The sequence below is a fragment of the Cyanobium sp. PCC 7001 genome (assembly GCF_000155635.1).
GTDB lineage: Bacteria > Cyanobacteriota > Cyanobacteriia > PCC-6307 > Cyanobiaceae > NIES-981.
Genome location: NZ_DS990556.1, coordinates 1,872,235 through 1,895,954, shown reverse-complemented (window position 1 = coordinate 1,895,954; position 23,720 = coordinate 1,872,235). Strand labels below are relative to the sequence as shown.

Genomic DNA, 23,720 nt, shown 5'->3' with positions numbered 1-23,720 from the left:
CGCCGCGGTGACTCAGCAGTGGGTCACACAGTCCAGATCGGTTGTGCGGGAGGGAGCCTGGGAAAGCCTCCGCTGCTGGGCCGCCTCCACCAGACCCCGGAACAGGGGGTGAGGTTTGCCGGGCCTGGAGAGAAATTCCGGGTGGTACTGGCAGGCGGTGAAGAAGGGATGGTCCGCGAGTTCGATCAGCTCCACGAGCCGGCCATCGGGCGATGAACCGCTGATCCGGTAGCCCGAATCGAGGAAGCGGTTGCGGTAGGCGTTGTTGAATTCGTATCGGTGGCGATGCCGCTCATACACCACCTCCTCGCCGTAGAGGCGCTGGCCCAGGGTTCCCGGTGTGAGGCGACAGGGGTAGACCCCCAGGCGCATCGTGCCGCCCAGGTCCACCACGTCCTGCTGTTCCGGCAGCAGGTGAATCACCGGGTGCGGCGAATCGGCGTCCAGCTCAGCACTGGTGGCGCCGGCGAGGCCGGCGATGTTGCGGGCCCACTCGATCACGGCGCACTGCATGCCGAGGCAGAGCCCCAGGAAGGGCACCCGCTGCTCGCGGGCCCAGCGGATCGCCTCCACCTTGCCGTCCACCCCCCGGTTGCCGAAGCCACCCGGCACCACCACTGCATCCATGCCGTGCAGCAGCACGTCGGCGCCGAGGGTTTCGATCTGTTCGGCGCAGATCCAGTGCAGATCGAGGGAGGCGTCCTGCTCCAGGCAGGCGTGGCGCAAGGCCTCCACCACCGAGAGGTAGGCATCGTTCAACTGCACGTACTTGCCCACCAGGGCCACCTTCACCGCCGGACCGGGATGGCGCAGCTTGGTCACCAGCTCCTGCCAGCGCATCATGTCGCTGTCGTGATCAGGAAGGTTGAGCACGCTGAGCACCTCACGGCAGAGGCCCTCCTGCTCCATGGCCAGGGGCACCGCGTAGATGCTGTCCGCATCGAGGGCCTGGATCACGGCCCGCTGGGGCACGCCGCAGAAGCCGCCGATCTTGCCCTTGAGGTCGCCGCTGATCTCCCGGTCGCTGCGGCACACCAGCACGTCGGGCTGGATGCCGATCGAGCGCAGCTCCTTCACCGAGTGCTGGGTGGGCTTGGTCTTCAGTTCCCCCGAGGTGCCGATGTAGGGCAGCAGGGTCACGTGCACGTAGGCCAGGTCCTGGCGGCCCACATCCCCCCGGAATTCCCGGATCGCCTCCAGGAAGGGCAGCGACTCGATATCCCCCACGGTGCCGCCGATCTCGCCGATCACCACATCGGCCCCGGAGTTGGCCGCCACCCGGTGGATGCGTTCACGGATCTCGCCGGTGATGTGGGGGATCACCTGCACGGTGCCGCCGTTGTAGTCGCCGCGGCGCTCCTTGTTGATCACCGCCTGGTAGATCGAGCCGGTGGTCACGCTGTTCAGGCGTGACATGGCGGTGTCGGTGAAGCGCTCGTAGTGGCCGAGGTCGAGGTCGGTCTCGGCGCCGTCCTCGGTGACGAACACCTCACCGTGCTGGAACGGGCTCATCGTGCCCGGATCCACGTTCAGATAGGGGTCCAGCTTGAGGATCGAGACGCTGTAGCCGCGGCTCTTGAGCAACCGTCCCAGGCTGGCCGCCACGATGCCCTTGCCGATGCTCGACACCACGCCCCCGGTCACGAACACGAACTTGGTGGCGTGTCCGGCGGGAGCGCTGTTCGAGGGCATGGGGGATCTGGCTGACCCTTCAATCTACCGAGGGCGATCCGTTCACCCTGTACCGGGGATGCCGGGGAGGGTGTCGGGGAGGGTGCCGGGGGCGCTCAGTCCTCCAGGAGGCTGCGCAGCATCCAGGCGGTCTTCTCGTGGATCTGAAGGCGCTGAGTGAGCAGGTCGGCGGTGGGCTGGTCGTTGGCGTCCTCGGCCAGCGCGATCACGCCGCGGATGGTGCGGGCCACGGCCTCATGGCCCTGAACCAGCTCGCGCACCATCTCCATGGCGGCGGGGATGCCGTGGGTTTCGGGGATGGAGGAGAGACCGCTGTAGGTGCTGCCGCCGAAGGGGGCGGGGCAGCCGAGGGCACGGATGCGCTCGGCGATCTCGTCGAGGGCGGTCCAGAGCTCGGTGTACTGCTCCATGAACATCAGGTGGAGCGTGTTGAACATCGGGCCCGTGACGTTCCAGTGGAAGCCATGGGTCTTGGCGTAGAGCACCGTGCTGTCGGCGAGCACGCGGCCGAGGCCTTCGGCGATCTGCTGGCGCTGGGCCTCAGGGATGCCGATGTCGATCGGGGGGGCGGAGATGGCCATGCTTGCTAAGGCGTACTGAGTCCGTTTTAGCTCATCGGGGTGGGGTGGCGCTCAGGGGCGATCCAGGCTGTCGAGGTAATCGCGCACGCGGCAGCGGTTCTGGGGCTGACGCAGCTTCAGCAGCGCCCGTGATTCGATCTGCCGTACCCGCTCCCGCGACAACTGCAGCTGTTCACCGATCTCGGCCAGGGTGCGGGGGGTGTCGTCGTCCAGCCCGAAGCGCTGCCGGATCACGGTGGCCTCGCGGGCGCTCAGCTCATCCAGCAGCGCCTCCAGATCGGCATGGAGCTGCTGGCGGGTGAGGGTCTGCTCCGGGGTGGCGTGGTCGTCCTCCAGCAGATCCACCAGTGGGGTGTCGGCGTTGGCGCCCACCCTTCCCTCCAGCGACACGGGCCGGGGAATGTGGGCGAGGGTGCTGCGCAGGCGGGCTTCGTCCAGCCCCACGGCCCTGGCCAGTTCCGCCAGGGTGGGCTGGCGGCCGTGCTCACGGGTGAGCTCGCCCTGACAGGTGCGGATGCGGTTGAGGGTTTCGGTCACATGCACCGGCAGGCGGATGGTGCGGCTCTGGCTGGCCAGGGCGCGGGTGATGCCCTGCCGGATCCACCAGTAGGCGTAGGTGCTGAAGCGGAAGCCCCGGCGCGGGTCATAGCGCTCCACCGCCCGCTCCAGGCCCAGGGTGCCCTCCTGGATCAGATCGAGCAGGTCGAGTCCCCGGCGCTGGTATTTCTTGGCCACGGCCACCACCAGGCGCAGGTTGGCCTGCAGCATCCGTTCCTTGGCCCGGCGGCCCCGGTGCAGGGCCTGGCGCAGGTCCGCGGGCGGCACACCGCAGCGGCCGGCCCAGGCGGTGAGTTCGCCATCGCCCCGCTGCCGCAGCAGTTCCTCCCGCTCCTGCACCAGGCGCGCCAGCAGGATCTCCTCCTCCTGGCGCAGCAGATCCACCCGCCCGATCTCCCGCAGGTAGAGCCTGATCGGATCGCTGGAGGCACCAGCCTGGCCGGTGGCGGCAGCTTTGGTGGGTGGGGCGTGGGTCAAGACCTGGAGCCGGACTGTCACCACCGTTGTCATCGGGGCGACGCAGGGGCCTGATTCGGCCGCTTTGCTTCGGTTTTCGGTGTCCGCGGTTCGGGCCGCTGAGCCTTAGCGATCAGGCCTCCTCCACCCAGGTGCTGGCCACGTGGAGCTCCTCGAGCTGCTGCGGACTCACGCCGGCGGGCGCCTGGGTCATCAGGCAGCGGGCCTGCTGGGTTTTTGGGAAGGCGATCGTGTCGCGGATCGACTCCTCTCCGGCCAGCAGCATCACGATCCGATCAACGCCGAAGGCCAGGCCCCCATGGGGCGGTGCGCCCATGTCGAGGGCCTCCATCAGGAACCCGAACTGGGCCTCGGCCTCCTCCAGCGGCAGGCCGATGGTCTGCAGCACCTGGCGCTGCAGGGCCGAGTCGTGGATGCGCAGCGAGCCGCCGCCCAGCTCCAGGCCGTTGAGCACCAGGTCGTAGGCCTGGGCGCGGGCGGTGGGCAGGGTGTCGGCCCAGGCGGCCGGATCGGCGCCGAGGTCGCCTGGGTTGGGGGCGCAGAAGGGGTGGTGCAGGGCTTCGAGGCGGTTCTCCTCGGCGTTGAACTCGAACATCGGGAAATCCACCACCCAGAGGAAGTTCCAGCGATCGTTGGCGCTGTCGGGCTGCACCATCCCCAGCTCCCGGGCCAGGTACTGGCGCACCCGATCCAGCGCCTTGTTCACGGTGGCGGTGTCGCCGGCGCCGAACAGCAGCAGGGTGCCGGCCTCGGCGCCAGTGCGGGCCAGCAGTTCGGCCTTCTTGTCATCTGTGAGGTTGTCCCTGATGGCGCCGATCGTGTCGATCTCGCCGCCTTCGCGCACGCGGATGAAGGCCAGGCCGCCGGCGCCGGCCTTCTGGGCTTCGCTGAACACATCCCCGCCCGGCTTGATGCGCACGTTGCTCACCGCGTCGTTGCCGCCGGGTACGGCGATGCACTTCACCGCGCCGCCGGCGGCGACGGCCCCGCTGAACACCTTGAAGCCCATGTCCGCCACCAGATCGCTCACGGTCACCAGCTCCATGCCGTAGCGGGTGTCGGGCCGGTCAGTGCCGTAGCGCTCCATCGCCTCCTGCCAGGTGAGGCGCGGGAAGGGGCGGGGCAGCTCCACGCCCTTCACGGCCTTCCAGATGTGGGCGATCAGGGCCTCGTTGAGCTCCAGGATCTGCTCCTGATCCATGAAGCTCATCTCCATGTCCAGCTGGGTGAACTCCGGCTGGCGGTCGGCGCGCAGGTCCTCGTCGCGGAAGCAGCGGGCCACCTGGTAGTAGCGCTCGATGCCGCCCACCATCAGCAGCTGCTTGAACAGCTGGGGCGACTGGGGCAGGGCAAACCACTCGCCGCCGCACACCCGGCTGGGCACCAGGTAGTCACGGGCGCCCTCGGGGGTGGAGCGGGTGAGCACCGGCGTTTCCACCTCGATGAAGCCCTGGTCTTCGAGGAAGCGGCGGGCGGCCTGGATCGTGCGGGCCCGCAGCAGCAGGTTGCCGTTCATCCGCTCGCGGCGCAGATCCAGGTAGCGGTGGCGCAGCCGCAGCTCCTCGCGGGTGTTCTCCTCGTCGTGCACCGACACGGGGAAGGGCAGGTTGCCCTTCACGCTGTTGAGCACACCGATGGCACTGGCCAGCACCTCCACGTGGCCGGTGGCCAGCTTGTCGTTGATGGCGTCGGCCGGGCGCCCGCGCACGGTGCCCGTCACCTGGATCACCGTTTCGTTGCGCAGGTGCTCGGCCACGGCGAAGGCATCGGCGCCCAGATCGGGATCCACGGTGATCTGCACCGTGCCGCTGCGATCGCGCAGGTCGATGAAGATCACGCCGCCATGGTCCCGCCGCCGGTCCACCCAGCCGCAGAGCTGCACCTCCTGGCCGGTCACGTCCTGACGCAGGTCGCCGCACCCGTGGCTGCGCATGCCGAGATTCCCAGAGCAATCGGCGATTTTCCCACCCGGCTGGCCTTGGTCCGGGCTGCGCTGGCGAGTGGCGGTGTCGGGAGGCCAGCATGGAGGTTGGCCCGATGCCTCGCCGCCCCATGCATTTCTCCGGCACTCTCGATGCGTTGAAAGCCCACGTGGCGGCCCTGGAGTGTCCAGGCCACTGGAGCGATGAGGGGGCGTTCGTGGTCTACAGGCTGGAGGCCGGCGAGACGATCAACTTCTGGCCAGCCAACGGTGAACTGCAGGTGCAGGGGCACCCTGAGCGGATCCTGGCCCTGCGGTCGCAGCTGGCGGACCGGCTGGGGGCCGAGGGCTAGCGGCGGTAGAAGGGCCGCTTCACCACCACCGCCGGCTCGGCCTTGCCGCGGATCTCCACGGCCAGCTCGGTGCCGATCCGGGCGGCCTCCGTGGGCACGTAGGCCAGGGCGATCGCTTCGCCCAGCGTGGGCGACCAGGTGCCGCTGGTCACCTCCCCCACGGCCCTGCCGCCGTGCAGCACCGGATAGCCGTGGCGGGCGATGGCACGGCCCTGAAGCATCAGGCCCACCAGCCGGCGGCTCACCCCCTCGGCGCTCTGCCGCTCCAGCACCTCCCGCCCCACGAAGGGCTTGGGCATCTCCAGGTGCACCAGCCAGCCCAGGCCCGCTTCCAGGGGGGTGGTGTTGGCATCCATCTCCTGGCCGTAGAGGTGCATGGCGGCCTCCAGGCGCAGGGTGTCGCGGGCGCCGAGCCCGCAGGGGGTGACCCCCGCCCCAACCAGTTGCTGCCAGAGGGCGACCCCGGCCTCGCGGGGCAGCAGCAGCTCGAAGCCGTCCTCGCCGGTGTAGCCCGTGCGTCCCACGAAGGCGGTGCAGCCGGCCAGCTTCAGTTCCCGGTGACCAAAGCGCGGCAGGCCGTCGAGGCTGGTGCCGCTGAGGGCCTCCAGCCGGCTCTGGGCCTCGGGGCCCTGCAGCGCCAGCAGCACGCCGTCGCCCTTGCGGTCGCTGACGCCGATCCCCTGGGGTTCGAGCTGGCCGCAGATCCAGGCGGTGTCCGTGTCGGCGCAGGCGGCGTTGATCACCAGCACCAGCTCATCGCACACCCCACCGCCGGCATCGGCCTGGCGTCCGCGGTCATAGACGATCAGATCGTCGCGGATGCCGCCCTTCTCGTTGAGCAGCACCGTGTAGCAGGCCTCGCCCGGGCCGATCCTGAACAGGTCGGTGGGCACCAGGCCCTGGAGGGCGTCCTTGGCGCCGTCGCCGCGCAGGGTGAGCACCCCCATGTGGGAGATGTCGAACACGCCGCAGCGCTGGCGCACCGCCTGGTGTTCGGCCACCAGGCCCGCGAACTGCACGGGCATCTCCCAGCCGGCGAAGGGCACGAGGCGGGCCCCTGCCGCCTGGATGGCCCCATGGAGGGGCGTGCGCTGCAGATCCAAGGGCGTGGAAGCGGGTTCCCGAGGTTATGGCCGCCGTTGCGGCGGTTGCACAGATCCTCTGCAGACCTCCGAAGACAATCCGGAGATTCGGTTTCCACGCCAGACAGACCGACCACCGCTCCCTAGCTTGAGCGCCCCAGAGAGCGCCTGGATGGGATACTGCCCCAGCTGCCGCAGTTGCCGCCACTGTGCGATGCCCCAGGCAGGTGAGTCGGGCTGGTGCCATCTCCGCCGCCTGGCGATCCATCCGGAGCTCTCCTCCGAATTGTGGTGCCACCACTGGACGGCCCGGTCCCCGCGGCTGCCCCTGAGCCCCGGCCCGGAGCCAGGCATGCCTGCCGAGGCCCATGGCGGTGGCGGTGGTGGTGCGCCGCGCCTGCCCCTGCAGTCGCGCCCTGGCGGTGACGGCGGTCCCCGTGGGGGCAGCCGCCAGCTCACCCTCGAAGCTCTGCTGCCGCAGTTCTGATCGGCACGTCCCCGATCCACCGTGCTGCGGCTGACACTTTCCGGATTCCAGGCAAGGTGGTATCAGGGAAAGACAGTTCGGACACCCCGGAGGTGACCCGTTGATCAGCTCGGCCGCCGGCTCCACTGCCCCCACCGCTCCGATCGATCTGATGGCGGCCCATGGGGACTGCGAAGTGGTGATCCTGCCCACCGGCGCCAGGGTGTTCAGCGTCGGTGCTCCGGCCGATTCGATCTATGGATTGCGTCGCGGCATCGTGGAAGTGCTGGGACCGTCCCAGGAGAAGCTCTGCTACCGCCCCGGGGAGATGTTCAGCTATCAGGACATCGTGTGGGGCGATGGGATCCACCGCAGCGATGCCCTGGCCCGCACGCCCGTGGAGGTGCTGCGGCTGGACCGCCTGCGTTTCCTCAACCTGCTCCACAACCACCCCACCCTGGCGGTGCAGCTGATCGGCCAGCAGCATGAGCGGCTGCGGGAGCAGCGCACCAGCGGCACCTGCTGCTACTGAGTGCCCCCCAGCAACAGCAGCAGGCTGCGCACCACCTTGGCGGCCAGCACGCTGCTGACGCCACTGGGGTCGAGCTGGGGTGCCAGTTCCACCACGTCGGCCGCCACCAGTTCGTGGTGGCGCAGCTCATCCACCAGGGCCGCGAAGTGGTGCCAGTGGAAGCCTCCCGGTTCCGGCGTGCCGGTGCCGGCCATCACGGCGGGGTCGAACCAGTCGAGGTCCACGGTGAGATAGAGCGGCTGGCCCCGCAGGGGACGCAGTGCCTCGGCCATCCGGGCGATCGCCACCAGGCGCCCACTGCTGCGCAGCTCTGAGAACTCCTCGCGGGTGCCGCTGCGGATCGCGATCTGCAGCAACCGCTGGCTGGGCAGCACCTCCAGGCAGCGGCGCATGGCGCAGGCGTGGCTGTGGTGGGCGCCGAGCCACGTGTGGCGCAGGTCGGCGTGGGCATCCAGCTGCACCAGCACCAGGTCCGGGTGCCGGGCGGCCACGGCGGCCACGGCGCCGGAGCTGATCGAGTGCTCGCCCCCCAGCATGAGCGGCTTCAGCCCCAGGCCAAGCACCGCTTGCGTGGCCCGCTTCACGGCGGCCACCACCGGCTCGGGGGCACCGAAGGGGATGTCCACCGCGCCGAGATCGGCGAAGGCCAGATCCTCCAGATCCCGATCCAGCTGGGGGCAATAGGTTTCCAGGCCGCTGCTCACCTCACGGATCGCCGCCGGCCCGAAGCGGGTGCCCGGCCGGAACGAGGTGGTGCCGTCGTAGGGCACGCCGAACAGGCCCACGCGGCAGCCGGCGGGGTCGCGGCGGCTGGCCATGTAGATGGCGCCGTCGGTGTCGAAGAGGGATGGGTGCTGCATACCCGCCAGTGTCAGCCCGCGAGGGCCCGCTCGATCGCCACCGGCACCGCCTCGAAGGCGCCCCGCTGCCAGCGGGGGCTCCAGATCTCACAGCCCTCCACCACGGCCCCGGCTCGGGTGGGATCGGGCCGCAGATACCGGCGGCCGTCGGTGGCGGCGAAGGTCCAGCTCCACCAGCCGCTCGGGTACATCGGCACCCAGCCGTACAGCGGATCGGCGTGGCCGAACACCTCCCGCAGCAGGCGCACCATGGCCAGGTGCACCTCGCGGAAGGCCTCCGGCGATTCGCTCTGGGTGGCGAAGACTCCGCCTGGCCGCAGGATGCGGCGGCAGTGCTCGAAGAAGGCGCGGTTGAACAGACCTTCGGCGGGTCCGGCCGGATCCGAGCCGTCCACGATCACCACGTCGTAGCTGGCCGCCGCGGCGTCGGCGGCCCAGGCGATGCCGTTGCCCACGGTGAGATGGAAGCGGGGATCCCCCCAGCACCCGCCCCCGATGGCGGGCAGGTGCTTCTGGCTCCAGGCCACCACCTGCCCGTCGATCTCCACCATGTCCAGATGCCGCACGCCGGCGTGGCGCAGGCACTCACGGGCGGTGCCGCCGTCGCCGCCGCCGATCACCAGCACCCGCTCGATGCGGTCGGCGCCGCAGAGGGCCGGATGCACCAGGGCCTCGTGGTAGTGGCGCTCCTGGCGCTCCGCTGTCATCCAGCAGCCGTCGAGCAGCAGGCCCTTGCCATAGCGCTCGCTCTCGATGATGGTGACCTTCTGGAACGGCGAGTCGGTTTCGGCGATCACCCGGCCGGCCAGGCCATAGCGAACGCCGTCGTGGATCTCGTCGATCCAGCCTTCGGTGGGCCAGCCTGGGGAGGGAGCCATGGCGGAGCGGGGGCCCGGGAGCGCTCTGCGTACGCTTGCACAGCCGGGGTCTCGCCCCACCGGGCCCGGGCCTGCGCCCGCGCCGGCGCCCGTGGCAGGCTCAGGCCATGGCCAGCGCCCTGCCCAGCGGTGATCTGCGCGTGTCGCCGGCCGTGCTGATCCCGGCGGCGGAACTGCACTGGCGCTTCTCCCGCTCCTCCGGCCCCGGCGGTCAGAACGTGAACACCACCGACTCGCGGGTGGAGCTGGTGTTCGATCTGGCGGCCTCCGAGGCGTTTCCTCCCGGGCGGCGCGCCCGCGCCCTGCGGCGGCTGGAGCCAAGGCTGGTGGATGGATCCGTAGTGGTGGCGGCCAGTGAACACCGCTCCCAGTGGCGCAACCGGGTGGCGGCCCAGCGGCGGCTGGTGGCCCTGCTGCAGGAGGCGCTGCAACCGCCGCCGCTGCCGCGGCGTGCCACCCGACCCAGCCGGGGAGCGGTGGAGCGGCGGCTCACCGCCAAGAAGCGGCGCAGCGCCATCAAGGCCCGGCGGGCCTCCCGCGACAGGCTCGCCGACGACTAGGGCACACCCTCGGCGGCTGCTGTGCTGCCTGGCGCAGGGTTCGCTTCGGCCCGGATCGCCGCCTTGGCCGCCTGCCACAGGCCCTCCAGTTCCCGCAGGCTGCGGCCGCTGAGATCGCCTCCCAGGGCCGCCTCCACCCGGGAGAAGCGGTCGAGGAAGCGGCGGTTGGTGCCGGCCAGGCCCGCTTCGGGATCCATGCCGCACCAGCGGGCCACGTTCACCAGGGTGAACAGCACGTCGCCCAGTTCCTCCTGGGCATGGGCCCGATCGCCGCTGGCCACGGCCTCCTTGAGCTCATCGAGCTCCTCGTGCACCTTCTCCCACACGCCGCCGAGATCGTCCCATTCGAAGCCGGCTGCGGCGGCTTTCCTGGAGATGGTCATGGCACCGGACAGGGCGGGCTGGCCGCGCACCTTGCCCGCCAGCCGGTCGCTGAGGGGGCTCGCTGAGGGGGGGGCACCCGATCCTGCGGCGGCGGCCTGGCGGCGCTCCTCGGCCTTGATCGCCTCCCAGCTGGCCTTCACGGCCGCGCTGTCGGCCATCGCAGCGGCCTGGCCAGGCGGGCCAAACACGTGCGGATGGCGCCGCATCAGCTTGGCGCTGATGCCCCGGGCGATGGCCTCCAGATCGAAGCGGCCCTCCTCGCCGGCGATGCGGGCATGCAGCACGACCTGCAGCAGCAGATCGCCCAGTTCCTCGGCCAGGTGGCGGTCGTCGCCATGGCGGATGGCATCCGCCACCTCATGGGCCTCCTCCAGCACGTAGGGCACCAGGGAGGCGTGGGTCTGCTCCAGATCCCAGGGGCAGCCGCTCACGGGGTCGCGCAGCCGGTGCACCACCGCGATCAGCTCGGCCAGGGCCTCGAGGGTGGCGTCCGGGGGGGCGCCGAGGCTGGGGTCGGGGAGGGACGAGCCAGGCGGATCAGGGGGCATGGATCAGCGGGCGTGGGCCATGGGATGGGAACCGGCCTCAGAGGGGCGGGCGGCGGCGCACAGGGCGATGCTCTGGGCGGCGTGAGGCGCGGCGGCGCAGCAGCCGGGGCAGCCGCGGCATCGGATCGCCATCCTGGAGCAGGTGCAGCCAGCTGCTCGCCTCCAGGCCCACCAGCGCGGCGATCACCAGGGGCCGGTGCTCACGCCAGAGCCGGGCCCCTGCGCTCAGCAGCGTCGCCGGAGCCGGCCCGCCCAGGGGCGCCAGCAGCGCGGCCAGCGCCAGGCAGAGCAGCAGCAGGTAGCCCAGCCGGCCGGCGGTTCCCAGCAGCGGGCTGTGCGACAGCAGCGAGCGGTGCGACAGCCCCTTGCGGTAGGGCCACCACAGCAGCCGCAGGGGGCCCCAGCGGCGGGTGGCGTTGGAGCGGGTGTCGAGGTCGGGGGAGAGCAGCAGGCCACCGGCCAGAAAGCTGAGACCCGCCACCGCCATGCCGGCCGGCCCCAGGCCGGGCCCCCAGAGCAGGGCGAAGGGCAGCGACAGCCGCCAGGTGGCCCGGTCATGCCGGCGACCGCTGGCCATCAGCGCCGCCCTCGCCCCCGGTTCCGCGCCAGGGCTCGGGAGGCCGGCGGCCCGATCGGCCGCAGACGCTCACCGCTGCCGTCGCCGGGGCGCCAGCGGCGGTTGATCCAGTAGTACTGCTCGGCATAGGCCTGGATCCAGCGCTCGTGCCAGCGGGCCACGGCCGAGGCCTGGGCCGCCAGGGCTTCCGGGCCCTGTCCCGGCTGCAGGGGCGCGCCGCAGATCAGGCGGAAGCGGCCGTCGTCGCCGCGCACGTGGGCCACTGGAAACAGGGGCGCGCCCGTCTTCTGCGAGAGCGCCACCGGCCCGGAGGCGAAGCGGGTGCGGAGTCCCAGGAAATCCACCATGAGCGCATTGCGGTGGCTGTAGAGATCGGTCATCACCACCAGGCCGCAGCCGTCGCGCAGGCTCTGCAGGATGCCGCGGGCATCGAACTGGGAGATCCAGCGGCAGTGGCTGTTGGCGCTGCGGGCCGCATTCAGCAGGGCGTCGGCGTGGGGGTTGTGGGCAGGGCGGTAGATCACGGCCAGGTTGGGCAGCCGCTCGCTCAGCCAGCGCAGGCCCAGATCCCAGCAGCCCAGATGCAGCGAGCCCACGATCAGGGCCTCCCCGCGCCGGTGCATGGCCATCAGGGCGGCCAGCCCCTCCCCTTCGGCCGTGATCCGCTGCGGTTCCACCGGCTGGATGATCGATTCCAGGCAGGAGAGGAAGAAGCTCTGCAGCGACTCGCCGGCCAGCTGACGCCGCTGGGCCGGGCTGAGCTGGTCGCCGTACACCCGCTCAAGGTTGGCGCATGCCGTGGCCATGCGCTGGGCCAGGGCCGGCGCCGCCAGCCGGCTGGCCAGGCGGATGCCGCGCCGCATGGTGCCGTGGGAGCGGCCGCGCAGCAGGGCCAGCAGCAGCCGCAGCGCCAGGGACTCGCCGCGCCAGCGCAGGCGCAGAAGCCGGCTGGGGCGAGCACGTCTGCGCCGCAGCCGCGACTGCGGCTGCGGCGTCCCGGCCTGACGGATCGGTTGCGGTAGCGTCGGCCTCACGCGCGATTAGCTCAGCGGTAGAGCGCCTGCCTTACAAGCAGGATGTCGCTGGTTCGAACCCGGCATCGCGCATCGCGGACAGATCCTGGGCTGGTGCGGATGTGCCACGGCAAGGTTCGGCAGCCCAGCGACTTTGAGAATGGCATTCGCACCAGCCTGCAGGTGGGCTCGGGCGATGGCCGGCGACAGAGGGCGGGCCTCTGAACCGGAATAGAGGATCGAACCGGCCGTGCTCCGGTTTGTTGAGGCCACCGGCCTGGAGCAGCCGCCGGATGGTGGGAGTGCTGCATGTCGCCAGGGCGCCGTGGGCATCTCCAGGGCGCCGCGGTGGTGCTGGATCATCTCCTCGGGGAACCACGCCACCCGGGTGTCCGTGGTGGGGGTGGTGCCCATCATCCGCATCGCCTGAGGCTGGCAGGGCTCCTGTGCACCATGGCGTCGGGATCACCCCCAGGGGGCAGCTACGACCGGGTACACGGGGGCCTGCGGGGACCAGGCCTTGCGCCCCTGGCCCAGGGGCAGGAGCGCCACGGCGGCAGCGAGCGAGAGCAGTCGTTGCATCGGCAGAGAAGCACAGCGCCCCTAGGATCGAGTCTCCCCCTGATGGAGAGTCAAGCGATGGTGGCGGCAGTCGCTTCCCCCCCCAGCAGATCGGCGTGGTGGCCGCGCGCTCCGGCGTGTCGGTGAAGACGATCCGCTTCTCTTGCGATCAGGGGCTGCTCCTGCCCGTCTCCCGCACGGCAGGCCGTTATCGGCTGTTCGATGAGGCCGTGGACAAGGACCTCTCCCTGATCCGAACCCTGCGGGCCTTGGACATCCCCCTGGACACCATCCGCACCGTGCTGGAGGCCAGGCGTTCCGGCCTGTGCACCTGCGAGAACCTTCAGGCCACCATCCGCGCCAAGATCGGTGACATACAGCGGCGCATAGAGGACCTCCACACCCTGCGGGACGACCTCACCAGCCTGCTGGAGCACTGGCAATCCTGCGGCGGCAGGAGCGGGCTTGTGCCATCACACGACGCGGCCGCCCGGTGACCCCGGGGTTCCGGCCTGGCGGGGTTCAGCTGTGACCAGGCGAAGACGCGGGGGAGAGCCTGGTGGCGCCTGAGGGAGCCTGTTCCGGTTCGCGCGGCTTCAGGCCTCGATCTGCAGCGTGCCCATCATGCCCAGTTCCTCGTGGTCGAGGATGTGGCAGTGGTACACCGTGCGTCCGGGGTAGTCGGAGAAGCGCGTGCGGATGCGCACCGTTTCCCCCGCGCGCACTGCCACCACGTCCCGCCAGGCGCGGTAGGGCTCGGGCCGTCCGTCGCGGCTGATCACCTGCACGGGATTGATGTGCACGTGGAAGGGGTGATCCATCACGCCGTCGTTCACCAGCTCCCAGTCCTCGGTGTCCCCGAGTCGCACCGTGGTGTCGGTGCGGTGGTGGTCGTAAGGCCTGCCGTTGATCAGAAACACCATGCCCCGGCCCGGTGCCATGGCGTGGTTGAGCAGGAAGCGGCGCGTGCGCACCGGCTCCGGCAGCGGCTCCACCGGCAGCAGACGCTGCGGCAGGGGCAGGGCCTCCACCGCCCCTGCGTAGGTGAGGGTGGCGATCGTCTGGGGAGCGTTCGGCCATGGGCCAGGTCCGTCGGGTTCCCCGCCGCCGCTGCCTCGGCCCATCCCCCTGCGGCCTGCCACCCTTCCCATCCCCATCCCCCTGCCCATGCCTCCAGCTGCACGGCTGTAGGGAAGGTTCAGCAGGCGGAAGCGCCCGCCGGAGCGGCGGGCCTGCACCAGCACCTCGGCACGCTCGCCGGGCACCAGCAACAGCTCCTGGAGCTCCACCGGCGCCGCCAGAGCGCCGGCGTCGGTGGCGATCAGGTGAAAGCTGTGCTCCTCCAGGGCCAGACGCCAGAAGCGGGCATTGGAGCCGTTCACGATCCGCAGCCGCAGCAGGCCACCGGCGGGCAGCTGTAGCTCCGGAGTCACCTGGCCGTTGACGGTGAGCACCGGACCCTCCCGTCCCAGCATCCTCCCCATGCCCATGCCCATGCCCATGCCCATGCCCATGCCCCGCCCGCCCAACGCCCCGGCGGCGGGCAGATCCTTGAGGAACAGCACCTGCTCCCGGGCGGCCGCCACTTCGGGGATGCGATCGAGGGGACCTCGCACGATCAGCACCCCGCCCAGGCCGCCGAACACCTGATCGGCCACCGTGCCGTGGCGGTGGGGGTGGTAGTAGAAGGTGCCGGCCGGATGGTCGGCCGGCAGGCGGAAGTCGTAGGTGTGGCTGGCCCCGGGCGCCACGCTCAGAAACACGTTGTCGGCGTTGCCGCCTGGCGGCACGTGCAGGCCGTGGTAATGGAGGTTGGTGGGCTGCGACAGGCGGTTGTGCAGCCGGATCCGCACCGCGTCGCCCGGCTCCAGCTCGAGCAGCGGGCCGGGGAGCAGCCCGTTGTAGGTGAGCGCCTTTGCCGGGCCATCGGCGATGCAGACGGCCGTCTCCTGGGCCACCAGATCCAGCTCCAGGCGCCCCCCGACCGACCGGATGGGGGAGGCGCCCGCGGCGTGGAGGGGGTGGTGAGGCCCAAGCGTGGCGGCGCGTCCCAGCAGCACAGCGCCTGCGGCGGCGGCCGTGCCACCGGCCGCGAGGCTGAGGAACGATCGCCGGCCGAATGAGTGTGTCAAAGGGCGACCCGTCCAGCCACCAGCATCAGGGTGCCCATCACGCCCATGATCAGGTTCTCGGCAAAGCTCACCACGCCGAGGGGCGTGCGGCTGTTGCCCCCCACGCAGGCGCAGTTCAGGGCCAGACGGTCGATGAACACGGCCTTGCCCACGGACACCATGCCCATGCCCCCGAGCACCACGGCCGTGGCGCCCAACAGCCGTGCCGCCACCAGGAGTTCCGGCCGCAGCAGGATGCCGAGGCCCACCAGCAGTTCCACTCCGGGGTACAGGCGGGCCCAGCTGCTCCAGCGCTGGCTGAGCAGGTCGTACTTGCGGAAGCTGGCAGCGAAAGCCTCCACATCCATCAGCTTCAGCATCGCCAGAAGACAGATGGCGATCCCCATGAAGCCGTTGAAACCGCCTGCCAGCGCCAGAGCCATCAGCGCCGCGGTGGCGAACACGGCGATCACCGGGATGTAGGACACGTCGGCGGCTTCCGGCCGGGTCCCCAGCCGCCTCGCCAGCTCGCTGTAGCCGCCGATGCGCTCCTGGTCCGCGTACACCTGGGGCGTGGTGGCCACCCCATGGGCGGCCTTGAAGGCGTCCACCTCCTCGTCGCTGCGAAGTGGGTGGTCCTCGAAGGGGATCTGCCGCTCCTCGAGAAGTCTCACCGCCTTCAGCCCCCAGGGACAGGTGTGATCGGGCAGGTCCATGCGGTAAAGCCGCACGTGATGGAGGGGAGGCGATGCCATCGGCGGCGAGGGGCGGGGGCCATCACCCAAGCCTGCAGTCTCCAGAGGCTGGAGAGTCAAGGTGACGTGATCGGTCTTCATGGCCGTGCCTTAGGGGGCAACGGGTTCAGGCACCGAGGTAGGGCTCCAGGAACCGCAGCGGTTGGGCCATGGTCTCGGCGAACCCCAGAATGCCCCGGTCCCGGTGGACGTAGAGCAGGGTGTTGTCCGCGTCCAGCAGGAAGGTGCCGCCCCGCTGGGTGAGGAAAGCGTCGCGGGGCACATAGGTGCGCCAATGCCCCAGCACCTCGCCCATGTTGCGCAGGCGGATCGTGGCCAGCTCGAACGGCCGCTGAAAGCCCCGGCCGCCGGCCCGGGCGAACAGGGAACCCCGCAGTGGGGGCAGGGGAGGGGCGTGGATCACTGCCTGCTCGTCGATCAACGGGGGAGCCTGGCGGTCGCCCGTGTAGCCGCGCAGCACTTCCTGCAGCGTGCCCGGGGAGCCGAGCCCGGCGCACATCAGCAGCAGGTTGCCCCAGGGCCCGATCGGCAGCTGCAGGCCCGGGTAGAGATCCAGCGCCTGATGGAGCGTCGCGTCCGGCACCGCCTCCAGCCAGGCAAGCGGGAAGCCGGTGAAGGCGCAGAAGCGCTGCCGGCCCGCCTCGTTGCCGATGCCGAAGGCCAGCACCTTGATCCCGGCCTGTTCGAGCCGGCCGCGGGATCCCGCCAGGGCCTGGGCGTACTCGAGGCTGTCGAAATCCCCGAGCTGGCCCCAGAGCAGCACCAGCCGGCGGTGGCCTGCGGCCATGCCCTCGCGGGTGGCCAGGGCTTCGAGCAGGGCCGCGGGCGGCGTGGAGTCAGCCTCTGTGATCCCTTGGGCCGCAGCCGATGTAGGCAATTCCGTCAAGAACCCGTTGCAGTCTGTTACAGTCTACGTAACAAAACGCAACGACACCCCACCGCCATGACCGACTCCACCGCCCGCTTCGGCTTCAGCGCCTTCGCCGAAACCTGGAATGGCCGTCTGGCCATGCTCGGCTTCGTGATCGGCCTGGCCACCGAGCTGCTCACCGGTCAGGGCATCCTCTCCCAGGTCGGCCTGGGTTGAGCGCCATGACCAGCGACTACACCACAGCCATCGCCGGACTGATCGCCATCGCGGTGGTGCTGACGGGAATGGTGGCCTTCGTGCTGTCCCGTCCCAGCGACCTCTCTCCTGATTCCCGATGACCGCAACCCTTGCCGTCGTGCTGATCGCAGCCTGGATCGCCGGTTCCCTGCTCCGGCCTGATCCCGCCAGCTGACACGCCTTTCCGTCTCCCCCCTGCATCTTTGATTCCATGACCAACACGCCCGCCAACGAAAAGTGGTTCCAGGACCGTGCCACCGAGCAGATCCACCTGGAGCAGCTGCAGCGCGCTGAGCGCTTCAATGGCCGCGCCGCCATGCTCGGCATCGTGATCGGCATCATCACCGAAGGTCTCACCGGAGCCGGCATCGCTCACCAGATCGGCCTCGGCCCCCTGATCGACGGGTACACCGCCTGCCGCACCCAGTTCCTGCCCTTCTGCTTCTGAGTGTCGGCGCCTTGAGCGGGCCGTGCCCGGGGGCTTTGACAGGACACGTCAGGCCTGGGACAGTACATCTGTACTGAAGCTGAGCCGATGTCCGTGTCCCCGCTGCCCTCGCCCAAGCGCTCAGCGAGCCAGTCACCAAGCCACTCTCCGAGTTGCGGAGGAAGGTCCACAGCGCATGGCTCCCAGTCCCTCTCCCGATCAAGCCCTTTGCTAAGTCCAGCCGTGGTGCGTCCCGATGCGCCAGAGGCTGCGCGAACCCTGGGATCCGGGGAGGCACCCGTCCAGGATTGGCCCTACCTCGAGCAGCCCCTGCTGGCGCCCAGCCGCAGCCGCCAGGTGTGCCTCACCTGCCACTTCTTCCGCCATCAGGCCGTCGACGGCGCCATTCCACTGCTCACCTGCCAGCTGCATGGGGGCCTGATCGCCCACGGAGAGCACCTCACCCGCCGCTGCCAGGCCTGGACCGACGGCCTCGATCGCCTGCGGGGCTGGGCGCCGGAGGGGGCCTGAGCCAGGGGCCGCTCAGCCTTCGCCGGCCTCTCCGCCCTCTCCCCCTTCCCCTTCTTCGCCCCCGTCCTTGGACTCCGGCATGGCCTCCCGCGCCGGGCTCGTCATTTCGGTGCCGTCCTCACCCGCCTCGCCGGCATCCTTCGCATCGGGGGTCTGGCCGCAGCCCAGGGTGCCTGCCAGCAGGCCGGCGGTGGCGAGGAACAGGGCAAGGCTGCTGCGGGCCATGGCGGGAGATCGGGCTGGTCCGATCATGCTCAAGGTCCCTTGCGGCGCCCGGCCGTGAGGGCACCACTGCGCGTGCCATCGATCACAACCCATGCGTTTCGCCGTTGAGCCCCTGCTCTCCTCCGAGCGTGTGGACGCCATGCGGTCGGCGCTGCTGGCGCCCGGAGTGCCCTGGCGCTCCGGCGCCGAAACGGCCGGATGGCACGCCCGCACCGTGAAGCACAACCGCCAGCTGGCCCAGGACTCCCCGCTGCACGGCGAGCTGGCGCAGCAGGTGCGGGAGGCGCTGCTGGCCCATCCACTGGTGGCCTCCGCGGCCCTGCCCGTGCGGGTGCACGGGCTGCTGTTCAGCCGCTGCGGCGCGGGCGAGGGGTACGGGCGTCATGTGGACAACGCCTACATGAAGGACGGGCGCAGCGATCTGTCCTTCACCCTGTTTCTCTCCGATCCCGCCAGCTACACCGGTGGAGCGCTGATGCTGGAAACCCCTGCCGGGGAAGAGCCGGTGCGGCTGGGCGCCGGTGCGTTGATCGTGTACCCGAGCACCCTGCTGCATCGCGTCGAACCGGTGCGCAGCGGCGAGCGGCTGGTGGCGGTGGGCTGGATCCAGAGCCGCGTGCGGCAGGCGGACCAACGGGAGCTGCTGTTCGAGCTCGACACCGCCCGACGCGCCCTCTTCGCCGCCAAGGATGAGGAGGTGTTCGCGCTGATCAGCCGCAGTTACACCAACCTGCTGCGCCGCTGGGGTGACTGAACGGGCTTGGCTGCGTTAAAGCGTGGGGAGCGGAATCCGTCATGCCGGTTGTGCTGATCCTTCTGGTCGTCGCATCGTGCTGGGTGGCGATGCGTGTGCTCCTGTTGTCCTCCCAGATCACGGCCCAACGCCCCGAGGCTCTGCTCGCACGCCAGTTCCGGGCGGAACTGCGGCAGCGGGGGCTGCTGGGTCAGCGGTTCCATGGTCCGTCGGGGGAGTGATCAGCGGCGCTGATCGGAGTGATCACGTCTCCTGTCGATCCGGAGCGCTGATTTCGGCATAACGCGCCATTTTCCGCCTAAAACTGCCGCTCCTCCTCCGTCGTTGATGGATTCCTTGCCCACCGTGCTGATGGAAATCGGCAGTCACCAGCTCGAAGTGGCGGAAACCCTGATCGGGGTGGGGCGCTTCCTGGTGATCTTTGTGGCGGCCCGCACCATCGCCGAGCTGATGGTGCGGCTGCAGCTGCCCACGATCCTGGGCGAACTCGTTGCCGGGGTGCTGATCGGTGCCTCCGGACTGCATCTGGTGCTTCCCCCCGACACCCAGGCCCATCTCAGTGAGGCCGTGCTGGGCCTGGTGGGTTCCCTGGCCGATGTGCCCGCCGCCACGGTGGAGGAGGTGTACCGCGAAACCTTCCCCAGCCTCCAGGCCGTGTCGCAGATCGGTCTGTTCGCCCTGCTCTTCCTCACCGGTCTCGAGAGTGAACTCGACGAGCTGGTGGCCGTGGGGGTGCAGGCCACCACGGTGGCGGTGACCGGTGTGGTGCTGCCCTTTGCCCTCGGCACCGCCGGCCTCTATTTCCTCTTCCATGTGCCCTTGATTCCGGCGGTGTTCGCCGGCGCGGCGATGACCGCCACCTCGATCGGCATCACCGCCAGCGTGTTCGGCGAGCTGCAGTGGCTCAAGCGCAAGGAGGGTCAGATCGTGATCGGCGCAGCCGTGCTCGACGACATCCTCGGCATCGTCATCCTGGCGGTGGTGGTGTCGCTGGCCGGAGGCGGCGCCTTCACCATCGGTCCGATCCTCAAGCTCTGCGCCGCGGCTCTGGTGTTCGTGGCGGCGGCCCTGTTCCTCAGCCGAACGGCCGCCCCGGTGTTCGACTGGGTCGTGGACCGTCTGAAGGCCCCCGGCGATGTGGCCGTGGCCAGCTTCGTCGTTCTCACCCTCTGCTGCTTCGCCGCCCAGGCGATCGGCCTGGAGGCGGCCCTCGGCGCCTTCGCCGCCGGCCTGATCCTGAGTGCCTCGAAGCACACCCATGACATCGACACGGCCGTGAAACCCCTGGTGGCCCTGTTCGCCACCGTGTTCTTCGTGCTGATCGGCACAGGAATGGATCTCTCGGTGCTCAATCCCTTCGATCCCGCCAACCGGGAAGGCCTGATCGTGGCCGTGTTCCTGCTGGCGGTGGCGATCGTCGGCAAGGTGGCCGCGGGCTGGACCTACACCAGCAAGGACCCCACCAACAGGCTGGTGGTGGGTCTCGGCATGATGCCCCGGGGCGAAGTGGGCCTGATCTTCCTCGGGCTCGGCACCCAGGCCGGCATCCTCACCCCGGCGCTGGAAGCCGCGATCCTGCTGATGGTGATCGGCACCACCTTCCTGGCCCCGATCCTGCTGCGGCTCGTGATCGGCACCAAGGCGGTGCCTGCGGCGCAACCCTCCTGACCCCGCCATGGCGCCGGCAGGCCCCTACGCCGGACGCAGGGTCTGCCTGACCACGCTCCACGGCAAGGAGAAGGTGCTCGCCCGGCCTTTCCGGCATGGCCTCGCCGCCGAGCTTCAGGTGTGTGGCTGCGATACCGACCAGCTCGGCACCTTCAGTGGGGAGATCGAGCGTGCGGACGACCCGATCACCACCTGCCGCCGCAAGGCGGAGCTCGGCCTCGCGGCCACCGGGCTGCCGCTCGGGCTCGCCAGCGAGGGCAGCTTCGGCCCCCACCCGGCCGTGCCCCTGCTGCCCGTGGGCCAGGAGGTGCTGGTGTTCCTCGACCGGGAGCGCCAGCTCACGCTGGTGGAGCAGCGGCTGGAGCTCCGCACCGCCTTCGCCAGCCGCGTCGTGGCGCCATCCGACCTGCAGGACCAGGATCTCCTGCGCTGGCTGCATCAGGTGCAGTTCCCCAGCCATGCGCTGATCGCCCGGCCCCATGGGTCCAGCCATCCGGGCAGCCGCAGCGACCTGTGCATCAAGGCCATCCGCTCCGAGACGGCCCTGGCGGCCGCCATCGCCCGCTGCGCCGCCCTGTCCGCCGATGGCACGGTGCGACTCGACACCGACATGCGGGCCCACTGCAACCCCACCCGCATGGCCAGCATCCGGCGGCTCGGCTTCCAGCTGGTGCGCCGGTTGCGGCAGTTGTGCCCGGCCTGCGGCGCTCCCGGCTGGGGGCGGGTGGAGCTGATCCCCGGTCTGCCCTGCCGTTGCTGCGGCACCAGCACGGCCCTGGTGGCCCAGGAGCGCTGGGGCTGTGCCGCCTGCCCCCACACCGAGCTGCGGCCCCGCCGGGATGGCAGGACCGTGGCCGATCCAGGGCATTGCCCCTGGTGCAATCCCTGAGGCTTGCTCCTGCCGTTCTGGCGCCGGCTGCGTCATGCCGGTGCCGGAGCCAGAAAAAAGCCGCCTGAAGCGAGGCTCCAGACGGCGGTGGTCTCCAGGAGCCCGGATTCTGGCGGGATTGGCACCGTTGTTGAACGCAAGAGCGGCACAGATCGCTGTATGTGCCACCACAGGATCGGGGCGATGATTAAGTGACCTTATGGTTCCAATCTGGAATCCTGGAGGTAAGTAACGACACAATCGCTCAAGCAAGCCTTAAGGTTTGCGGACTCAAATTCAGGCGCGGTTCCTTTCATGACTTCGGCGGGCTTCAGAGCTCGCGACAGGTTTTCAAGGGTCGATGTCACCAGCCTCCTGAACGACTTTCCTTGAAGGTTGTTTGTTGCGTTGTGTGTTCATCGTTCCCGGCGTCTGGCTCAATGTCCCACTCCCTTTCCTTGCTATGGCCGTCTCCATGTCACGTCGTTGTCTTCGCCTCAGCCTGAGGGCTGGCGAGACGCTGCCCAGCAATCTCTGCTGGCGGGTTGAACAGGGCTATGTGTGGTTGGCGCGCTGGTGCCCCGGCGCCGACCCTCTCACTTTGGGGGTGTGGGGCCCCGGCGAACTGGTGATGCCCGCGTTGATCGGCCTCACCGGCCTGGAGCTCCGTTCCCTTTCCGCCGTGGTGGTGGAGGAGGAGGAAGCCTCCAGCGCGATGGAGCGGGAATTCCTGGAAGAACAGCTGCGGCAGGCCGCCATCCTGTTGCTGCTCAGCCGGGTGCGTCCGGCCGAATCCCGCCTGCTGCAGCTGCTCGATTGGTTCGGCACACGCTTCGGCACCATGACCACTGAGGGCGTGGTGCTGCGCTTCGGGCAGAAGCACCTGACCCATCAGCAACTGGCGGAGATCGCCGGCATGACCAGGGTCACGGTGACCAAGGCCCTCACCCAGTTCCGCCAGTCCGGCGTGCTTGCCGGCCGGCCCGATGGCGGCCTGCTGCTCAGGGTGCCCTCCACGGAGCTGTGGGAATGCGATTGATCAGAACGTCTCCTTCCTTTTCGTAAGCCCGCCGTGACCCCGATTCCGTTGCTGGGCCGTTCACCTCCCGATGGAGGGGTTGGGTTCCAGTGTTCTGTCTCTGTTCTGGATCAATGGCAATCATTCATGAGCCATTGGGTTTTCTCCCTTAAGCACACCTAGAGGATCAACGGTGTCCGATTTCTTCCCTCTCTTTCTCAAGCAGGTTCAGTCTCCAACGCTTGGTTTCTTGATCGGCGGCATCATCGTCGCTTCCCTGGGAAGCCAGCTGAAAATTCCAGACTCAATCTACAAGTTCATCACCTTCTTCCTGTTGTTGAAGGTTGGATTGAGCGGCGGCATCGCCATTCGCAAGTCCAATCTGGCTGAGCTGTTGCTTCCGGCCCTGGCGGCCGTGCTGCTGGGCATTCTCATTGTTCTGATCGCCCAGTACACGCTGGCTCGATGCTCTGGCATCCGCTTCGTGGATGCCGTGGCCACAGGAGGCCTCTTCGGCGCCGTGAGTGGTTCCACCCTCGCGGCCGTGCTGCCCCAACTGGACACCGCCGGCATCAAGTACGAGGCCTGGAGTGCGGCCCTGTATCCCTTCATGGACATCCCGGCGCTGGTGACGGCGATCGTGGTGGCCAGCATCTATGTGGGTCGCAAGGCCGACGGCACGTCCGAAGACGTGGATATCTGGGCGATCGTGAAGGACAGCCTTCAGAGTTCCGCCGTGACGGCCCTGCTGCTGGGTGTGGCCCTCGGTATCCTCACCAAGCCCGAACCCGTGTACGAGAGCTTCTTCAGCCCGCTGTTCCGTGGCTTCCTCTCGATCCTGATGATCATCATGGGGATGGAGGCCGCCCAGCGGATGAATGAGCTGCGCAAGGTGGCCCAATGGTTTGCCATCTATGCCCTGATTGCGCCGATCCTGCATGGCTTCCTTGCCTTTGGCTTTGGCCTTGTGATCCATCAGCTCACCGGTTTCAGCATCGGCGGTTGTGTGGTGCTGGCCGTGATCGCGGCCTCCAGCTCCGATATCTCGGGCCCGCCTACCCTGCGGGCAGGCATCCCCTCGGCGAATCCATCCGCCTACATCGGCGCTTCCACCGCCATCGGCACTCCCGTGGCCATTGCCATCTGTATCCCGCTGTTCATCGGGATTGCCCAATCCATGCTTGCTACGTAAGCTTGATTACCAAGTTGTTC

The 23,720-nt window shown here is 69.5% G+C and carries 28 protein-coding genes and 1 tRNA gene; 15 read left to right on the top strand and 14 right to left on the bottom strand.

Features of this window, described 5'->3' with window-relative positions:
• Positions 1 to 12 precede the first annotated feature (12 nt).
• From CPCC7001_RS09390 to aspS, 4 genes are all read right to left on the bottom strand, one after another.
• Complete coding sequence (locus tag CPCC7001_RS09390) at positions 13 to 1,692, bottom strand: CTP synthase (RefSeq protein WP_006911229.1); 1,680 nt, start codon at positions 1,690 to 1,692, stop codon at positions 13 to 15.
• A gap of 95 nt (positions 1,693 to 1,787) precedes the next feature.
• Positions 1,788 to 2,273, bottom strand: a complete 486-nt coding sequence (locus tag CPCC7001_RS09385) for a Dps family protein (RefSeq protein ID WP_006910803.1) — start codon at positions 2,271 to 2,273, stop codon at positions 1,788 to 1,790.
• A gap of 51 nt (positions 2,274 to 2,324) precedes the next feature.
• The gene (locus CPCC7001_RS09380; protein ID WP_006909802.1) at positions 2,325 to 3,308 is read right to left on the bottom strand and encodes an RNA polymerase sigma factor, RpoD/SigA family; all 984 of its coding nucleotides are present in this window, start codon (positions 3,306 to 3,308) and stop codon (positions 2,325 to 2,327) included.
• A gap of 112 nt (positions 3,309 to 3,420) precedes the next feature.
• Positions 3,421 to 5,241, bottom strand: coding sequence for an aspartate--tRNA ligase (aspS, locus tag CPCC7001_RS09375; RefSeq protein WP_006911721.1), 1,821 nt, complete (start codon positions 5,239 to 5,241; stop codon positions 3,421 to 3,423).
• Positions 5,242 to 5,360: 119 nt separating this feature from the next.
• On the opposite strand from aspS, the gene CPCC7001_RS09370 reads away from it, so the two are divergent.
• The gene (locus CPCC7001_RS09370) at positions 5,361 to 5,582 is read left to right on the top strand and encodes a hypothetical protein (protein WP_043368892.1); all 222 of its coding nucleotides are present in this window, start codon (positions 5,361 to 5,363) and stop codon (positions 5,580 to 5,582) included.
• Here CPCC7001_RS09370 and gcvT read toward each other — a convergent pair.
• Positions 5,579 to 6,685: a glycine cleavage system aminomethyltransferase GcvT gene (gene gcvT / locus CPCC7001_RS09365; RefSeq protein ID WP_006909617.1), complete on the bottom strand. Its 1,107-nt coding sequence runs from the start codon at positions 6,683 to 6,685 to the stop codon at positions 5,579 to 5,581. The two genes, CPCC7001_RS09370 and gcvT, sit on opposite strands and share 4 nt — an antisense overlap.
• Positions 6,686 to 6,878: 193 nt before the next feature.
• Here gcvT and CPCC7001_RS09360 point away from each other — a divergent pair, with 193 nt between their 5' ends.
• Together CPCC7001_RS09360 and CPCC7001_RS09355 are read left to right on the top strand one after the other, a co-directional pair.
• Positions 6,879 to 7,151, top strand: a complete 273-nt coding sequence (locus tag CPCC7001_RS09360; RefSeq protein WP_006910685.1) for a hypothetical protein — start codon at positions 6,879 to 6,881, stop codon at positions 7,149 to 7,151.
• Between the two features lie 100 nt (positions 7,152 to 7,251).
• Positions 7,252 to 7,662: a cyclic nucleotide-binding domain-containing protein gene (locus tag CPCC7001_RS09355; protein ID WP_006910299.1), complete on the top strand. Its 411-nt coding sequence runs from the start codon at positions 7,252 to 7,254 to the stop codon at positions 7,660 to 7,662.
• Here the strand turns inward: CPCC7001_RS09355 and speB are convergent.
• Together speB and speE are read right to left on the bottom strand one after the other, a co-directional pair.
• Positions 7,656 to 8,522, bottom strand: a complete 867-nt coding sequence (gene speB / locus CPCC7001_RS09350) for an agmatinase (protein ID WP_006911048.1) — start codon at positions 8,520 to 8,522, stop codon at positions 7,656 to 7,658. The two genes, CPCC7001_RS09355 and speB, sit on opposite strands and share 7 nt — an antisense overlap.
• A gap of 11 nt (positions 8,523 to 8,533) precedes the next feature.
• Complete coding sequence (gene speE / locus CPCC7001_RS09345; RefSeq protein WP_006910866.1) at positions 8,534 to 9,400, bottom strand: polyamine aminopropyltransferase; 867 nt, start codon at positions 9,398 to 9,400, stop codon at positions 8,534 to 8,536.
• Positions 9,401 to 9,507: 107 nt separating this feature from the next.
• Here speE and arfB point away from each other — a divergent pair, with 107 nt between their 5' ends.
• Entirely contained in the window at positions 9,508 to 9,960 is a 453-nt protein-coding gene (gene arfB / locus CPCC7001_RS09340) for an alternative ribosome rescue aminoacyl-tRNA hydrolase ArfB (protein ID WP_006910162.1), read from the top strand.
• On the opposite strand, the gene mazG is transcribed toward arfB, so the two are convergent.
• Genes mazG through CPCC7001_RS09325 form a run of 3 tightly spaced genes read right to left on the bottom strand, consistent with a single transcriptional unit; the run spans position 9,957 to position 12,503 of the window.
• Positions 9,957 to 10,892, bottom strand: coding sequence for a nucleoside triphosphate pyrophosphohydrolase (mazG, locus tag CPCC7001_RS09335; RefSeq protein WP_006911385.1), 936 nt, complete (start codon positions 10,890 to 10,892; stop codon positions 9,957 to 9,959). The two genes, arfB and mazG, sit on opposite strands and share 4 nt — an antisense overlap.
• A gap of 37 nt (positions 10,893 to 10,929) precedes the next feature.
• Positions 10,930 to 11,469 (bottom strand): metal-binding protein, encoded by a 540-nt coding sequence (locus tag CPCC7001_RS09330; protein ID WP_006911521.1) that lies wholly within the window; start codon positions 11,467 to 11,469, stop codon positions 10,930 to 10,932.
• On the bottom strand, positions 11,469 to 12,503 hold the full coding sequence (locus CPCC7001_RS09325; RefSeq protein ID WP_006911082.1) for a lysophospholipid acyltransferase family protein: 1,035 nt from the start codon (positions 12,501 to 12,503) through the stop codon (positions 11,469 to 11,471). The genes CPCC7001_RS09330 and CPCC7001_RS09325 overlap by 1 nt, the downstream gene beginning before the upstream one ends.
• Between CPCC7001_RS09325 and CPCC7001_RS09320 the strand changes: the two genes are divergently transcribed.
• From CPCC7001_RS09320 to CPCC7001_RS09310, 3 genes are all read left to right on the top strand, one after another.
• Positions 12,504 to 12,575 (top strand) — tRNA-Val (locus tag CPCC7001_RS09320).
• 157 nt (positions 12,576 to 12,732) lie between these two features.
• Positions 12,733 to 12,912, top strand: a complete 180-nt coding sequence (locus CPCC7001_RS09315; protein ID WP_006909057.1) for a hypothetical protein — start codon at positions 12,733 to 12,735, stop codon at positions 12,910 to 12,912.
• A gap of 250 nt (positions 12,913 to 13,162) precedes the next feature.
• Positions 13,163 to 13,540 carry a MerR family DNA-binding protein gene (locus CPCC7001_RS09310; protein ID WP_225867219.1) on the top strand — a complete coding sequence of 126 codons (378 nt, stop codon included), beginning with the start codon at positions 13,163 to 13,165 and terminating at the stop codon, positions 13,538 to 13,540.
• A 99-nt stretch (positions 13,541 to 13,639) separates the two neighbouring features.
• Here CPCC7001_RS09310 and CPCC7001_RS09305 read toward each other — a convergent pair whose 3' ends face one another.
• From CPCC7001_RS09305 to CPCC7001_RS09295, 3 genes are all read right to left on the bottom strand, one after another.
• Entirely contained in the window at positions 13,640 to 15,175 is a 1,536-nt protein-coding gene (locus CPCC7001_RS09305; RefSeq protein ID WP_043368887.1) for a multicopper oxidase family protein, read from the bottom strand.
• Complete coding sequence (locus CPCC7001_RS09300) at positions 15,172 to 15,909, bottom strand: glutaredoxin family protein (protein WP_043368885.1); 738 nt, start codon at positions 15,907 to 15,909, stop codon at positions 15,172 to 15,174. The genes CPCC7001_RS09305 and CPCC7001_RS09300 overlap by 4 nt, the downstream gene beginning before the upstream one ends.
• Positions 15,910 to 16,015: 106 nt before the next feature.
• Complete coding sequence (locus CPCC7001_RS09295; RefSeq protein ID WP_006909553.1) at positions 16,016 to 16,786, bottom strand: AhpC/TSA family protein; 771 nt, start codon at positions 16,784 to 16,786, stop codon at positions 16,016 to 16,018.
• Between the two features lie 66 nt (positions 16,787 to 16,852).
• Between CPCC7001_RS09295 and CPCC7001_RS09290 the strand changes: the two genes are divergently transcribed.
• From CPCC7001_RS09290 to CPCC7001_RS09280, 3 genes are all read left to right on the top strand, one after another.
• Complete coding sequence (locus tag CPCC7001_RS09290; protein ID WP_006909521.1) at positions 16,853 to 16,996, top strand: chlorophyll a/b-binding protein; 144 nt, start codon at positions 16,853 to 16,855, stop codon at positions 16,994 to 16,996.
• 232 nt (positions 16,997 to 17,228) lie between these two features.
• Positions 17,229 to 17,465: a chlorophyll a/b-binding protein gene (locus CPCC7001_RS09285; protein ID WP_006909267.1), complete on the top strand. Its 237-nt coding sequence runs from the start codon at positions 17,229 to 17,231 to the stop codon at positions 17,463 to 17,465.
• Positions 17,466 to 17,687: 222 nt separating this feature from the next.
• Positions 17,688 to 17,975 carry a hypothetical protein gene (locus tag CPCC7001_RS09280; protein WP_006910573.1) on the top strand — a complete coding sequence of 96 codons (288 nt, stop codon included), beginning with the start codon at positions 17,688 to 17,690 and terminating at the stop codon, positions 17,973 to 17,975.
• Positions 17,976 to 17,987: 12 nt separating this feature from the next.
• Here CPCC7001_RS09280 and CPCC7001_RS09275 read toward each other — a convergent pair whose 3' ends face one another.
• Complete coding sequence (locus tag CPCC7001_RS09275; protein ID WP_043368884.1) at positions 17,988 to 18,200, bottom strand: hypothetical protein; 213 nt, start codon at positions 18,198 to 18,200, stop codon at positions 17,988 to 17,990.
• Positions 18,201 to 18,291: 91 nt separating this feature from the next.
• Here CPCC7001_RS09275 and CPCC7001_RS09270 point away from each other — a divergent pair, with 91 nt between their 5' ends.
• The 5 genes from CPCC7001_RS09270 (at position 18,292) to CPCC7001_RS09245 (ending at position 23,700) form a co-directional block, all read left to right on the top strand.
• Complete coding sequence (locus CPCC7001_RS09270; RefSeq protein ID WP_006909722.1) at positions 18,292 to 18,954, top strand: Fe2+-dependent dioxygenase; 663 nt, start codon at positions 18,292 to 18,294, stop codon at positions 18,952 to 18,954.
• Positions 18,955 to 19,281: 327 nt separating this feature from the next.
• Complete coding sequence (locus tag CPCC7001_RS09260) at positions 19,282 to 20,622, top strand: cation:proton antiporter (RefSeq protein ID WP_006910361.1); 1,341 nt, start codon at positions 19,282 to 19,284, stop codon at positions 20,620 to 20,622.
• Between the two features lie 7 nt (positions 20,623 to 20,629).
• Entirely contained in the window at positions 20,630 to 21,511 is an 882-nt protein-coding gene (locus CPCC7001_RS09255; RefSeq protein WP_006910269.1) for a DUF6671 family protein, read from the top strand.
• Between the two features lie 454 nt (positions 21,512 to 21,965).
• Positions 21,966 to 22,529, top strand: a complete 564-nt coding sequence (locus tag CPCC7001_RS09250; protein ID WP_225867218.1) for a Crp/Fnr family transcriptional regulator — start codon at positions 21,966 to 21,968, stop codon at positions 22,527 to 22,529.
• 172 nt (positions 22,530 to 22,701) lie between these two features.
• Positions 22,702 to 23,700, top strand: coding sequence for a sodium-dependent bicarbonate transport family permease (locus tag CPCC7001_RS09245; RefSeq protein WP_006910814.1), 999 nt, complete (start codon positions 22,702 to 22,704; stop codon positions 23,698 to 23,700).
• Positions 23,701 to 23,720 lie beyond the last annotated feature (20 nt).

Bases quoted from the DNA above. Each gene is read 5' to 3' on its own strand.
- CPCC7001_RS09300 (WP_043368885.1), bottom strand. From the start codon at position 15,909: ATGGCATCGCCTCCCCTCCATCACGTGCGGCTTTACCGCATGGACCTG.
- CPCC7001_RS09270 (WP_006909722.1), top strand. From the start codon at position 18,292: ATGCGTTTCGCCGTTGAGCCCCTGCTCTCCTCCGAGCGTGTGGACGCC.
- CPCC7001_RS09260 (WP_006910361.1), top strand. From the start codon at position 19,282: ATGGATTCCTTGCCCACCGTGCTGATGGAAATCGGCAGTCACCAGCTC.
- CPCC7001_RS09250 (WP_225867218.1), top strand. From the start codon at position 21,966: ATGTCACGTCGTTGTCTTCGCCTCAGCCTGAGGGCTGGCGAGACGCTG.
- CPCC7001_RS09285 (WP_006909267.1), top strand. From the start codon at position 17,229: ATGACCAACACGCCCGCCAACGAAAAGTGGTTCCAGGACCGTGCCACC.
- CPCC7001_RS09360 (WP_006910685.1), top strand. From the start codon at position 6,879: ATGCCCCAGGCAGGTGAGTCGGGCTGGTGCCATCTCCGCCGCCTGGCG.
- CPCC7001_RS09255 (WP_006910269.1), top strand. From the start codon at position 20,630: ATGGCGCCGGCAGGCCCCTACGCCGGACGCAGGGTCTGCCTGACCACG.
- speE (WP_006910866.1), bottom strand. From the start codon at position 9,400: ATGGCTCCCTCCCCAGGCTGGCCCACCGAAGGCTGGATCGACGAGATC.
- CPCC7001_RS09330 (WP_006911521.1), bottom strand. From the start codon at position 11,469: ATGGCCAGCGGTCGCCGGCATGACCGGGCCACCTGGCGGCTGTCGCTG.
- CPCC7001_RS09275 (WP_043368884.1), bottom strand. From the start codon at position 18,200: ATGGCCCGCAGCAGCCTTGCCCTGTTCCTCGCCACCGCCGGCCTGCTG.
- CPCC7001_RS09390 (WP_006911229.1), bottom strand. From the start codon at position 1,692: ATGCCCTCGAACAGCGCTCCCGCCGGACACGCCACCAAGTTCGTGTTC.
- speB (WP_006911048.1), bottom strand. From the start codon at position 8,522: ATGCAGCACCCATCCCTCTTCGACACCGACGGCGCCATCTACATGGCC.
- CPCC7001_RS09385 (WP_006910803.1), bottom strand. From the start codon at position 2,273: ATGGCCATCTCCGCCCCCCCGATCGACATCGGCATCCCTGAGGCCCAG.
- arfB (WP_006910162.1), top strand. From the start codon at position 9,508: ATGGCCAGCGCCCTGCCCAGCGGTGATCTGCGCGTGTCGCCGGCCGTG.
- CPCC7001_RS09370 (WP_043368892.1), top strand. From the start codon at position 5,361: ATGCATTTCTCCGGCACTCTCGATGCGTTGAAAGCCCACGTGGCGGCC.
- CPCC7001_RS09290 (WP_006909521.1), top strand. From the start codon at position 16,853: ATGACCGACTCCACCGCCCGCTTCGGCTTCAGCGCCTTCGCCGAAACC.
- mazG (WP_006911385.1), bottom strand. From the start codon at position 10,892: ATGCCCCCTGATCCGCCTGGCTCGTCCCTCCCCGACCCCAGCCTCGGC.
- aspS (WP_006911721.1), bottom strand. From the start codon at position 5,241: ATGCGCAGCCACGGGTGCGGCGACCTGCGTCAGGACGTGACCGGCCAG.